At 64.1% G+C, this 12,250-nt stretch carries 8 protein-coding genes; 6 read left to right on the forward strand and 2 right to left on the reverse strand.

Going from position 1 to position 12,250, the window contains the following annotated elements; genetic code table 11:
- Positions 1 to 35: 35 nt before the first annotated feature.
- On the reverse strand, positions 36 to 746 hold the full coding sequence (locus tag EKL15_RS22915) for a UTRA domain-containing protein (RefSeq protein ID WP_089186521.1): 711 nt from the start codon (positions 744 to 746) through the stop codon (positions 36 to 38).
- Between the two features lie 193 nt (positions 747 to 939).
- On the opposite strand from EKL15_RS22915, the gene EKL15_RS22920 reads away from it, so the two are divergent.
- From EKL15_RS22920 to EKL15_RS22945, 6 genes are all read left to right on the forward strand, one after another.
- Positions 940 to 2,001, forward strand: a complete 1,062-nt coding sequence (locus EKL15_RS22920) for an ABC transporter substrate-binding protein (RefSeq protein ID WP_100397035.1) — start codon at positions 940 to 942, stop codon at positions 1,999 to 2,001.
- A gap of 11 nt (positions 2,002 to 2,012) precedes the next feature.
- Positions 2,013 to 2,822, forward strand: coding sequence for an alkaline phosphatase family protein (locus tag EKL15_RS22925; protein WP_100397036.1), 810 nt, complete (start codon positions 2,013 to 2,015; stop codon positions 2,820 to 2,822).
- Positions 2,819 to 3,664 carry an ABC transporter permease subunit gene (locus tag EKL15_RS22930; RefSeq protein ID WP_039569690.1) on the forward strand — a complete coding sequence of 282 codons (846 nt, stop codon included), beginning with the start codon at positions 2,819 to 2,821 and terminating at the stop codon, positions 3,662 to 3,664. Before EKL15_RS22925 ends, EKL15_RS22930 begins: the two co-directional genes overlap by 4 nt.
- 17 nt (positions 3,665 to 3,681) lie before the next feature.
- Positions 3,682 to 4,467, forward strand: coding sequence for an ABC transporter permease (locus EKL15_RS22935; RefSeq protein ID WP_049201534.1), 786 nt, complete (start codon positions 3,682 to 3,684; stop codon positions 4,465 to 4,467).
- Positions 4,468 to 4,471: 4 nt separating this feature from the next.
- The gene (locus tag EKL15_RS22940; RefSeq protein ID WP_087762604.1) at positions 4,472 to 5,464 is read left to right on the forward strand and encodes an ABC transporter ATP-binding protein; all 993 of its coding nucleotides are present in this window, start codon (positions 4,472 to 4,474) and stop codon (positions 5,462 to 5,464) included.
- A gap of 240 nt (positions 5,465 to 5,704) precedes the next feature.
- A complete protein-coding gene (locus EKL15_RS22945) occupies positions 5,705 to 7,354 on the forward strand; it encodes a Na/Pi cotransporter family protein (protein WP_049201530.1) in 1,650 nt (549 codons plus the stop codon).
- A 47-nt stretch (positions 7,355 to 7,401) separates the two neighbouring features.
- Here the strand turns inward: EKL15_RS22945 and EKL15_RS22950 are convergent, their stop codons facing one another.
- On the reverse strand, positions 7,402 to 12,228 hold the full coding sequence (locus EKL15_RS22950) for a hemagglutinin repeat-containing protein (protein WP_100397037.1): 4,827 nt from the start codon (positions 12,226 to 12,228) through the stop codon (positions 7,402 to 7,404).
- Between the last annotated feature and the right edge of the window lie 22 nt (positions 12,229 to 12,250).

Here is a 12,250-nt window from a genome sequence, read left to right on the forward strand (position 1 = left end):
TCCTCTTTAAGGGCGCAGCGATGCGCCCTTGTCATTTACTGCGCTTCCACGTCGATGTGCAGCGCATCGTAACGCCAATACTCCAGGTCGCAATCGATCACCCGGTCGTGCTGATCGCGGTTCACCCGCGTAATGAACAGCGCCGGGCTGCCGTAGGTCACCTTCAGCATGGCGGCGGCCTGCTGCGGCAGCAGGGTGGGCAGCATGTCGAAACGCACCCGCCCGTAGTGGATGCCGTAGCGCGCGGCGTACAGCGCGGTCAGCGACTGGGTCAGGTCTTCCTCCAGAATGCCGGGGAAATAGGCCGGGTTGAGGTAGTGCTCGCAGTACAGCACCGCGCGCCCGTCGATATAGCGCAGCCGGCGAATGCGATAGGCCTCGGCGCCGGGGGGCAGCGCCAGGCGGGCGGCCAGCGGCGCGTCGAGCGTGACTAGCGCGCTGTCGATCGCCTCGGTATGGGCGGCGCGCCCCTGCTGCTGCGCCATGGCGTGAAAATGGCTGCGCTGCAGCGGGTTGTAGATAAGACGCGGGGGCGAGATGAACCAGCCGCGCCGCACCTGGCGGTAGATGACGCCCTGCGCCTCCAGCTGACCGAGCGCCTCCTGCAAGGTAATGCGGGTCGTGGCGAACTGTTCGCTCAGGGCGCGTTCGGAAGGCAGCTTGCCGCCCACGGCAAACTCGCCTGCGGTGATGCGGGCGTTCAGCGTTTGGCAGATGGTCGCTACGGTCGTCGGTGCTTCACTCATACAGCGGGTGTCCCGTTTCAGTGCGTTTGGCCTCCCTTAAGGTAGACCAGCGTCGCGTTTTCGCCGTTGCAATGGGTGATAAAACTGTCGCTTTTTTAAGCTGACATATAATTATCACATTCGTCCGTTAGATTGGTTTGGTCCTTGCTGGACTAGTCCAGCCATCCCCACACTACCACCTGGAGCATCAGTTATGAAACGTTTGTGCGCTTCTGTGTTAACCAGTGCCATCGTGTTATCCAGCCAGATGAGCTGGGCCGCGGATACCGATCTGGCGGCGCTGGAGCAGGCCGCTAAAAAAGAAGGCGAAGTCAACAGCGTCGGCATGCCGGACAGCTGGGCCAACTGGAAAGGCACCTGGCAAGATCTGTTGAGCAAATATGGCCTGAAGCATGTCGATACCGACATGAGCTCCGCACAGGAGATCGCCAAATTCGATGCGGAAAAGAACAACGCCACGGCGGACATCGGTGACGTCGGCGCGGCCTTCGGCCCGGTGGCGGTGCAGAAGGGCGTAACGCAGCCGTACAAACCCTCCACCTGGGATCAGGTGCCGGACTGGGCGAAAGACAAAGACGGCCACTGGGCGCTGGCTTACACCGGCACCATCGCCTTCATCATCAATAAACAGCAGGTGAAAGATATCCCGCACAGCTGGGCCGATCTGCTGAAGGGCAGCTATCAGGTCACCATCGGCGACGTCGGCACTGCGTCGCAGGCGGCCAGCGGCGTGCTGGCGGCCACCTACGCCATGGGCGGTAACGAGAAAAACCTCAAGCCGGGCCTGGAATTCTTCGGCAAGCTGGCCAAGGCCGGCCGCCTGAGCCTGAGTAACCCGGTGATCGCATCGCTGGAGAAAGGGGAAGTGCAGGTCGGCGTGGTGTGGGACTTCAACGGCCTGAACTACCGCGACCAGATCGACAAAACCCGCTTTGAAGTGCTGATCCCGGCGGACGGCTCGATCACCTCCGGCTACACCACCATCATCAACAAATACGCCAAGCACCCGAACGCCGCCAAGCTGGCGCGCGAATACATCTTCTCCGACGCTGGCCAGATCAACCTGGCGCGCGGCTATGCCCGCCCGATCCGCGCCGAACATCTGACGCTGCCGGACGACGTCAAAGCCAAGCTGCTGCCGGCCGAGCAGTACAAGAACGCGCACCCGATCGCCGATCCGGCGGCCTGGGAACAGAGCGCCAAAGCGCTGCCGCGTCTGTGGCAGGAAAACGTCATTATGTTTATGCAGCAGTGAGTTAACGCACCATGAAAACGATCCTCGTGCTGCTGGACGGCCTCAACTACCGGGTGGCGCACGACGCCATGGGCTATCTGCAGGCCGAATGCGCGGCGGGACGCGGACGGTTGTACCTGCTGGAGAGCGAGCTGCCCTCGCTCTCCCGGCCGCTGTATGAATGCATCCTCACCGGCGTCACGCCGGTGGAGAGCGGCGTGGTGCACAACCACGTCTCGCGCCTTTCTCATCAACAAAGCGTGTTTCATTACGCGCGCGCCGCCGGGCTGACCACCGCCGCCGCCGCGTATCATTGGTTCAGCGAATTGTATAACCGCACGCCGTTCGACGCCGCGCGCGACCGCCATACCGACGCGCCTGAGCTGCCGATCCAGCACGGGCATTTCTATTACGACGACGGCTATCCCGACAGCCATCTGTTCGACGACGCCGAAAGCTTGCGCCAGCGTCATCAGCCGGACTTCCTGCTGATCCACCCGATGAACATCGACGACGCCGGGCACCGCTTCGGCCTCTCTTCGCCGCAGTACCGCAATGCGGCACGCCGCGCCGACGGTTCGCTGTCGCGCTATCTGCCCGAGTGGCTGGCCGCCGGTTATCAGGTGCTGGTCACTGCCGACCATGGCATGAACGACGATCGCAGCCACGGCGGTGTGTTGCCGGAAGAGCGCCAGGTGCCGCTGTTCGTGTTCGGCACGGGCTTCAGCCTGGACGACGCCGATCCGCAGCAAACCGAGCTGTGCGGCACGATTTGCGATCTGCTGCAGGCACCGCACGACAAGCCGCGCTGCCGGGCGCTGCTGGCGCAGGATGCGCGATGAACGGCAAAACCAAATGGATCGCCGCGTTGTGCCTGCTGCCGTTTATCGTGCTGTTCGGCGCGTTTCAGATCGCCCCGCTGGTGTGGATCGCCGTTCACAGCTTTTTCAGTGAGAGCAGCGGCTGGGGATGGGGCAACTATGTCGATATCCTCACCTCGCCGTTCTACCTGCAGGCCTTTCAGTTCTCGCTGGAGATCTCGCTGTGGTCGAGCGTCTACGGCTTGCTGATTGCGTTAGTGGGCAGTTACTCGCTGCGCCAGCTCGGCCAGACCCGATTTCATGACTTCGTGATGTCGTTCACCAACATGACCAGCAACTTCGCCGGGGTGCCGCTGGCGTTTGCCTTCGTCATCCTGCTGGGGCTGAACGGTTGCCTGACGCTGCTGCTGCGCAAATACGGTCTGATGGAGAGTTTCAACCTCTATTCGAAGAGCGGCCTGATCGTGCTGTATACCTACTTCCAGATCCCACTGGGGGTGCTGTTGCTGTATCCGGCGTTCGACGCGCTGCGCGCCGATTGGCGCGAGTCGGCGGCGCTGCTCGGCGCTGGCCCCTGGCGCTACTGGCGGCATATCGGCCTGCCGGTGCTGGCGCCGGCGCTGATGGGCACCTTCGTCATTCTGCTGGCTAACGCGCTGGGCGCCTACGCTACGGTCTACGCGCTGACCACCGGCAACTTCAACGTGATCCCGATCCGTATCTCGGCGCTGGTGGCGGGGGACATCTCCCTCGATCCGAACCTGGCCAGCGCGCTGGCGATGCTACTGGTGGTGATGATGGCGTTTATCACGGTGATCCACCAATGGATGCTGCGCAGGAGCTACCTCAATGCGCGCTCATAATCGGATGGAGAATGCTCATGTCGCGTGCTGAACGCTTGTACCATCGCACGGTGACCGGCCTGCTGCTGCTGATCCTGCTGTTGCCGCTGGCGGCGACGCTGATTTATGCGCTGGCCACCCAGTGGGGCGCCACCATTTTGCCGGACGGTTTTACCCTGAAGTGGCTGACGGCGCTGTGGAGCGACCCGCGCTTTTTGCAGGCGCTGTGGCACTCGCTGTTGATCTGCTTCGGCACGCTGCTGCTGTCGGTGGTGGTGATCCTGCCGGCGATGTTTGTGATCGCTTACTACTTTCCCAAGCTGGACGCGGTGATGAACGTGCTGATTCTGCTGCCGTTCGCCGTGCCGCCGGTGGTGTCGGCGGTGGGGCTGATGCAGCTGTTCGCCGCCGATCCGCTGCCGCTGCTCGGCACTCCGTGGATTTTGGTGGGCTGCTATTTCACCATCGCGCTGCCGTTTATCTACCGCGCCATCAGCAATAACATGCAGGCGATCAACCTGCGCGATCTGATGGACGCCGCGCACCTGCTCGGCGCCAGCACCTGGCAGGCGGCGCTGCTGGTGGTGCTGCCGAACCTGCGCAAGGGCGGAACGATCGCCGTGCTGCTGTCGTTCTCGTTTCTGATCGGCGAGTTCGTGTTCGCCAACCTGCTGGTGGGCAGCCAGTATGAAACGCTGCAGGTCTACCTGTTCAACATGCGCAACGGCAGCGGGCATTTCACCAGCGCGCTGGTCATCTCCTATTTCGCCGTGGTGCTGCTCGTCACCTGGCTGGCGAACCTGCTGAATAAAAACAAGGGTTAACCCGATGGCTTATCTCAACGTCACCCGCCTGAACAAACACTATGGCCAGACCCAGGTGTTTCAGGATATCGATTTCACCGCCGAAGAGGGGGAGTTCGTCACCCTGCTGGGGCCGAGCGGCTGCGGCAAATCGACGCTGCTGCGCTGCCTGGCCGGCCTGACCCCGGTCGACAGCGGGCACATTTTGCTGCAGGGCCAGGATCTGGTGCCGCTGGCGCCGCAAAAGCGCGGCATCGGCATGGTGTTCCAAAGCTATGCGCTGTTTCCCAATATGACGGTGGAAGGCAACGTGGCCTTCGGGTTGAAAATGCAGAAGCTGGCGGCCGGGCAGATCGGCCAGCGGGTGCAGGAGGTGCTGGCGCTGGTGGAGCTGAGCGATCTGGCGAAGCGCTATCCGCATCAGCTGTCGGGCGGCCAGTGTCAGCGCGTGGCGCTGGCGCGATCGCTGGTCACCCGCCCGCGGCTGCTGCTGCTCGACGAACCGCTGTCGGCGCTGGACGCGCGTATCCGCAAACACCTGCGCGAGCAGATCCGGCGCATTCAACGCGAGCTGAACCTGACGGCGATCTTCGTCACCCACGATCAGGAAGAGGCGTTGACCCTGTCGGATCGCATCGTGCTGATGAACCAGGGGCAGATCGTGCAGAGCGGCGATGCGGAAACCCTGTATACCCAGCCGGCGGACGCCTTCGCCGCCGGGTTTATCGGCAACTATAACCTGCTGACCGCCGAACAGGCCGCCCAGCTGACCGGGCGCAGCTATGCCGGCAAGGTGGCGATCCGGCCCGAGTCTATCGGCCTGTTGCCGGCCGGGCAGGGGATCGGCGGGGTGATCCTGGGCCACAGTTTGCTCGGGAATGTGGTACGCTATCGGATTCAGGTTCGCGGTGTAGAATTGCTGGTTGACGTGCTCAACCGGTCGGTGGCCGACCTGCGGCCCGACGGCGCGGAAATTGGGCTACACTTGGAACCTGTTGTATTGCGGGAAGTTGCATGACTTCGCAGCGCGGCGCCGGGGCCTTTCCGCCGCCGCATTAACCCTTCTTTTCTGCGGTCTGCCGCCCGCCCGCTGTCCTGCCAGACCTACGCCCGGCAGGCGGGACCGCGCGCTGTATCCGTCATCTTTTGGCCTACCGGCTGTGGCTAAGGCGAACAGAACCGTTCCGTCCGTCCGCACCGCCTGACAGGCATCGGGTATCAGCCTCCTTTGGCCGGGCGTTAATGGAGCGTATCTTCCGTGCTGACCCTTCTTCACCTGCTTTCCTCCGTGGCGCTGTTGGTGTGGGGTACCCACATCGTGCGCACCGGGATCATGCGGGTTTACGGCGCCAATCTGCGGCGCGTGTTGAGCGACAGCGTTGAGAAAAAGCCGCTGGCGTTCGTTTCCGGCATTGGCGTGACCGCGCTGGTGCAAAGCAGCAACGCCACGGCGCTGCTGGTGACCTCTTTCGTCGCTCAGGGGCTGGTGGGGCTGGCGCCTGCGCTGGTGATCATGCTCGGCGCCGACGTCGGCACCGCGCTGATGGCGCGCGTGCTGACCTTCGATCTTTCCTGGCTGTCGCCGCTGCTGATCCTGGTCGGCGTCTTCCTGTTCCTCAGCCGCAAACAGATGCGGATCGGCCAGATCGGGCGCGTCCTGATCGGCCTTGGGCTGATCGTGTTGGCGCTGGAGCTGATCGTGGCCGCCGCCACGCCGATCACCCAGGCGGCCGGGGTCAAAGTGCTGTTCTCGTCGCTGACCGGCGACGTGATGCTGGACGCCCTGACTGGCGCGCTGTTCGCCATCGTCAGTTATTCCAGCCTGGCGGCGGTGCTGCTGACCGCCACCCTGACCGCGTCCGGCGTGATTTCGCTGAAGGTGGCGCTCTGCCTGGTGATCGGCGCCAACCTCGGCAGCGGCCTGCTGGCGATGATCAACGCCAGCGGCCAGAACGCCGCCGGACGGCGCGTAGCGCTCGGCAGCCTGCTGTTCAAGCTGGTGGGGTGCGTGCTGGTGCTGCCGTTCGTCGCCTATCTGGCGGATGTGATGGCTCAGTTGCCTGGCGGCAGCGAAGAACTGGTGATCTATTTCCACGTGTTCTACAACCTGATCCGCTGCCTGGTGATGATCCCGCTGGCCGGGCCGATGGCGACGCTGTGCGAGCGGCTGATCGTCGACGTGGCGGCCGACGATCCGCGCATGAGGCCGCGCCATCTGGACGCCAGCGCGCTGGACACGCCGACGCTGGCGCTGGCCAACGCGGCGCGCGAAACGCTGCGGATGGGCGACGTGGTGGAACACATGATGATCCTGCAGCGCGAAGTGCTGCACGGCAAGCAAGGGGTGGATAAAGAGGTGCGGCGTCTGGACGACGACGTCGACGTGCTGTACACCGCCATCAAGCTGTATCTGGCGCAGATCCAGAAGGAGGATCTGGGCGAGGAAGATTCGCGCCGCTGGGCGGAGATCATCGAAATGGCGCTCAACCTGGAACAGGCGGGCGACATTATCGAACGCATGGCCGGCGACGTGGGCGCCAAGTCGCACGCCGCGCGCCGGGCCTTCTCGACGGAAGGGCTGGCGGAGCTGGATGGGCTGCACGAGCGGCTGATCGGCAACCTGCGTCTGGGGCTGTCGGTGTTCCTGTCCGGCGACGTTACCAGCGCCAAGCGCCTGCGCCGTTCCAAGCACCGCTTCCGCATTCTGGATCGCCGCTACGCGCACGCGCACGTCGATCGCCTGCACCAGCAAAACGTGCAGAGCATCGAGACCAGTTCGCTGCATTTGGGGTTGTTGGGGGACATGAAGCGCCTGAACTCGCTGTTTTGCGCGGTGGCTTACAACGTGTTGGATCAGGATGCGAAGGACGACGATCGCGACTGGGAAGACACCCCAAGCACGCTGTAAAAAAATGCCCCCGGTTTTCACCGGGGGCATTGCCTAGGAGAGGCGCGTTATTTGCCGCTGAACACGCCGGCTTTGGCGTCCGCCTGTTTCGTTGAGGCATGGCCGCTGGCGAACGGCACGTTGCCGTCAACGCCCTGTTTCGCCGCACCGGCGGCCAGGCCGCCTACCGTGGCCGCCACATCGACGCGGCCGCCGCCCTGATAACGTTGGCCGCTGACGTCCTGCTGGCTGACCTGGCTACCGCCCAGTTCCACCTTGCCCTGCTGGCTGCGGATCTCGCCGCCGGTGAGTTGGGTTTGGCCGCCGACCTGCAGCGCCACGCCGTGCTTACCGGCAATCGCCGATTGCTCGCCGACCGCATTGTTGTTCACCACCTCGGCATTGACCTTGAGCTGCCCCTGGCGGCCCGCCGGCCCGGTGACGCTGTCTTTCACCGCGCCGCCGACGGTGCGTGCACCGCGATCCCACAGCGGGCCCTGCGGTTTCTCGCCGGCCGGCGTTTCCGGCAGCGTCACTTTACCGTCGGCTTTGCTGAAGCTGACCGCGCCGGTGGTGTCCTGCTGCGGATCGAGGCGACGCGCCACGCTGTTGTATTTGTCGGTGGTGGCGTCGGCCACTTTGTTCACCCCGGCGTCCAGTTTCTCTTTCACTTTCCCGGCGTAGCGCGGCGTGCCCACCTTCGACAGCTTGGAGGTGATACTGCTGCCCGGATCGTTGCTGTGGCTCAGACCGGCATCCACATCCACCTTCACGCCTTTCTCGACGTCTTTGCGGCTTTCAACGTGCAGATCGCCGCCCACCTTGCCCTGTACGCTGTCGGCATCGACGCGCGCCCCGGCGAGGCGGGTGTCCTTGCCGCTGTTGAGCGCCACATCGCCCGCGGTGATGCCGGTGTTGGCGTGGGTGGTTTTATCCTGCTGTTCCACGCCGACCTTCAGACCGGCGCCCAGCGTATGGGTGTCTTTGCCGGTGTTCGGATCGACCTTGCCGGCGGCGTCCTTGTTGAACGTTTGGCCGCCTTTGGCGTTGGCTTTAATGCCCAGGCTCCAGTTGTCCTTATGCTGCTCGTTCTTGGCGGACTCCAGCAGGATACCGCCGTTTTTCGCCTCGAGCGCGGCGCTGCCGCCGCTGACCTTGGCGCCCTGCAGATGCAGCGCGTCATCGCCTTTGCCGCCGGCGGACAGGGTGACCTTGCCGTCTGAGGCGAGCTTAGCGCCCTGGCGTTCGGTCGCGGACTCATTCACCTTGGCGATGTCGAACGCGCCGCCGGCGGAGAGACTGCCACCGGTTTTTTCCTTGCTGTCGCTGCTGCCGGCGCCCAGATCGAGATTGCCGGACAGCTGGCTTTCCTTGCGCGTTTGGGTCGATTCCGCCGCCTGCAGCGCGACCTTGTTGCCCGCGCTCAGGGTGATGTCGCCCTGGCTTTTGACGTCGGTGCCTTTAAGCGTCAGATCGCGGCCCGCCTTCAGTTCAACGCCCTGTTGGCCGCTGACGTTGCCGACCTGTGCGGTACTGCCGCTGCTTTCGCCTTTGTTGGTACCGCCGCCGAAGCCGGCGCCGAAGTTTTTACTGTCGGCGGTGAAGCCGCCCTTCGCCGAGGCCTTGACGTTAAAGCCGCTGTGGTTCTCACTCTGTTTGTCGCTGGCCTGATCAAAGCGGATATCGCCGCCGGCGTCGACGGTGGTTTTACCGCTGCCGCCGTTCAGCGCGGTACCCTGATAGACCGCGTCTTTTTTCACGTTGACGTTGATGCCGTTGGCCGCGTCGATCGAGCCGGTCACCGCCTGGCTGGCGCTGCTGTTGCTGCGCTGGGTGCCGCCTTCGCCCTTGGCGTCTACGGTCAGATCGCTGCCGGTGGAGGTGTAGACGCGCACGCCGGCGCTGCCGCGGGTATCGCGGTTCTGCTCTTCCTGGCGGTTCGTTGCAGCTTCGCTGCGGTGGCTGTCCGCCGTCAGCGTGACCGCGCCTTTGCTTGCCTGATATTGCGTGCCCTGATCGCGCACTTCGCCTTTGGCGTTGATGTCGATGCTGCCGGCTTTCACCGAGCTGACCACCGCCTGCGAGCTGCTGCTGCGTTTTTCGCTGCTGCCGCCCTGTGCGCCGATATCCAGGCCGACGTTAGGCGCGCCGATGCCGCCGATGTCGTTGATGACGCCGGTGGCGTCCAGCTTGGCCGCCTTGCCGACCGCGCGCTCGACCGGGCGGGTCACGGCGCTGTAATCGACGTTGGCGCCGATGTTCACGCCGACGTCGGTTTTGGTGGTGGTGCTGCTGGCGGTGTCGGCGGCGGCCAAATGATCGACGCCGGCGGCGTTCTCTTGGTAGGTGCCGCCGACGCTGTGCTGCGCGCCTTGCTGGGTCAGCTTGTCGCGGGCGTTGACAGTCAGGTTGCCTTTGACGTCGCTGCCGGAGGTGACCGCCTTGCTGCTCTGCGCCTGCGTTTTGCTGTTCTCGTAGCCGGCTTCCACGCCGCTGCCGAGCTTGTCGATGCCGCCGGTGTAGTAGAAACCGCCGCCGATCTTGGTCTGCTCGGTGTTCGAGGTGGTTTTATCGTCGGCCGCCAGGAACGAGACCTTGTTGCCGCTGACGCTGGCGTCGCCTTTGTCGGCGACCAGTTTGGAGCCGCTGAAGGTCACGTCCTTCTCCGCCTCGAGCTTCACGCTACCGCCGCTGAGGGTCGAGGCGCGGTTTTCGGTGCGGGTGGTTTTTTCGTTGTCGCGGGTGTGTTCGATGCGCAAACCGGCACGGTATTGCTTGTCGCCGGCTTCTTTGGCGTAGCCATTGACGGTCAGCGCGGTCTTCTGCTCATCGATTTTTTGCTGCTGTTCGGCGGCCTTGACGTTGATGTTGCCGGTCTGCGACGTCACGCTCAGCTCACCGCCGCTGGTGACCTGGCTGCCGATGACGTCGGTATCCTTACGGCTGACCAGCTTCAGGTTGGTATCAGACTTCAGCTCGCTGGCGGTGCTGCTCTGGTAGCTGTTGTCGGCCTTGTGTGAACTGCTGGTGATGTTGAAGGCGGTGCCGGTGCGCGCGTCGATTTTGTCCACGGTGGTGCTCAGCGCGTTGTCGATGCGCAGGCCACCTTGCGTGGCGGTGACCAGGCCGCCTTCCTTGCCGCGCGCCTTGCTGCCGGTGATGGTGACGCCCTGCTGGCCGTTCAGGCGCAGGGTGCCGTCGCTGGTCAGTTCGGAGGCGTGGCTGACCTCGCGACGGTTGCTGTTGTTTTTGTTGTCGCCGCCGCCGATGCCGCCCCAGGAGGTTTTGTCATCGCGCACCGCTTTGGCGTTGGCGGTTTTCTGCACCCCGATCTGGATTTGGTTGCCGGCATTGACCGTCAAATCGCGGCCGGCGTGCAGCTTGGCGCCCTGGGTCGCGACGTTGTTGCCGGCCTCCAGCGTCAGCGCCCCCTGGCTGTGCAGTTCGCTGGCCTTCAGGCTTTCGCTTTCGTCGCTGCTGCTCCAGCTGCCGGTGCGCAGGCTGGAAGTGTGATTGCGCTGGTAGCCGCGTTCGGTGGACTTATCCTTCTCCACCAGTCCGGCGAGGTGCACGTTGCGCGCCGCCTTGACGCTCAGCGCCCGATCGGCGCTGACGTTGGCGCCCAACAGGTTCACGTCTTCCCGGGTACTGACGAGTTTGGCGCTGCCGCTGGCGGCGACGGTGCTGCCTGCCTGCTGCTGCTGCTCGCGCTCACGGGTGACGTCGTATTGCCAGGAGTAGAACCAGCGGTCGTCGGTGTGGCCCTGGGTCTGTTTCAGCTGCTGGCCGTCGAGCGTCAGCTTGCCGCCCTGCAGCGTGATGTCTTCGCCGCGAATATCGGTAGCGGTGAGGTGCGCGTGGTTATCCGCCACCAGGCTGATGTTCTTGCCTTTCAGCTCGGTGCGGGTCAGCTTCTGGCTGCTGCTGCGGTCGTTGACGTAAATGCCGCCGCGGTAGTTCTGGTAGTTGTCGCCGCCGTTGCGGTTGCTGCTGGCGTCGTCAACGCGGCTTTCGCTGCGAATATCGTAGGCCTTCACCTTGAGATCGTCGCGGGCGGCCAGCGTGCCCGCCAGCTTCACGCCGCTGCCCTGCGCGGTGTTGATGATGTTGATGCGTCCGGCCTGCATGCTGCCGAGGTAGTAGCTGTCCAGCGCGGTGGTCGGCTGTACGCTGGCCAGCACCTTGCCGTCGCGCGCCACGCGGTTATGGCCGCTGATGGCGTTGATCGCCGCCGGCGTTACGCTGCCGTTGCGGTGGGTGAAGTCTTGTACGATCACGTCACCGCGGCTGTCTATCTTCGGTGCGATCAGATCCAGCACGCCGCCGGCGTTCAGGGTACCGTTGAGGCTCAGGGTATTGCGGTTGTCCAGGGTGCTGTAGCCCTGCAGCAGGCCGTTCTCCACCAGCGGGTTGCCGACCACCAGCGAGGAGCGGCTGGTATTGATGAACCCGCAGCCCTGGCAGCTGATGCCGTTCGGGTTGGCCAGCACGTAGTCGGCCGCCATGCCGAAGATCTCTTGCTGGCCGTGCAGCAGAGAAGGGTTACGGCCGATCACTTCGTTGAGGATGACGCTGGCTTCGCGCCCGCCCAGATTGGGGTTGGCGCCCAGTTGGCCGGCCAGCTGCGACAGCCCTGCCTCGCGGGAGTTGTTCAGCACCGCGCCGGGCTGGTTGACGTTGAAGTCCTGATACTGGTTGTGCGACAGCCCGTTACCGTTCGGCGCGACGATGTCGACCACCTGCGCGCCGGTTGCGGCGGTGGAAACGCCGGGGCCGTTGGCGCCGTTGGCCGCCACGATCTCCGCGGCATAGGCGCCGGCGGAAGCGGCGAGAATAATCGCCAGCGCGGCGGCCAGTTTGCCCGCTGCTGAAAGCCTGAAGTTATTATTTTTCATCCATGTCTCTCCGTATATTGCC

Source organism: Serratia sp. 4542 (genome assembly GCF_016805595.1).
Taxonomy (GTDB): domain Bacteria; phylum Pseudomonadota; class Gammaproteobacteria; order Enterobacterales; family Enterobacteriaceae; genus Serratia; species Serratia nevei.

What these genes read in the sequence shown, in the direction of transcription:
- EKL15_RS22915 (WP_089186521.1), bottom strand. Translation starts at nt 746, where the DNA reads ATGAGTGAAGCACCGACGACCGTAGCGACCATCTGCCAAACGCTGAAC.
- EKL15_RS22920 (WP_100397035.1), top strand. Translation starts at nt 940, where the DNA reads ATGAAACGTTTGTGCGCTTCTGTGTTAACCAGTGCCATCGTGTTATCC.
- EKL15_RS22925 (WP_100397036.1), top strand. Translation starts at nt 2,013, where the DNA reads ATGAAAACGATCCTCGTGCTGCTGGACGGCCTCAACTACCGGGTGGCG.
- EKL15_RS22930 (WP_039569690.1), top strand. Translation starts at nt 2,819, where the DNA reads ATGAACGGCAAAACCAAATGGATCGCCGCGTTGTGCCTGCTGCCGTTT.
- EKL15_RS22935 (WP_049201534.1), top strand. Translation starts at nt 3,682, where the DNA reads ATGTCGCGTGCTGAACGCTTGTACCATCGCACGGTGACCGGCCTGCTG.
- EKL15_RS22940 (WP_087762604.1), top strand. Translation starts at nt 4,472, where the DNA reads ATGGCTTATCTCAACGTCACCCGCCTGAACAAACACTATGGCCAGACC.
- EKL15_RS22950 (WP_100397037.1), bottom strand. Translation starts at nt 12,228, where the DNA reads ATGAAAAATAATAACTTCAGGCTTTCAGCAGCGGGCAAACTGGCCGCC.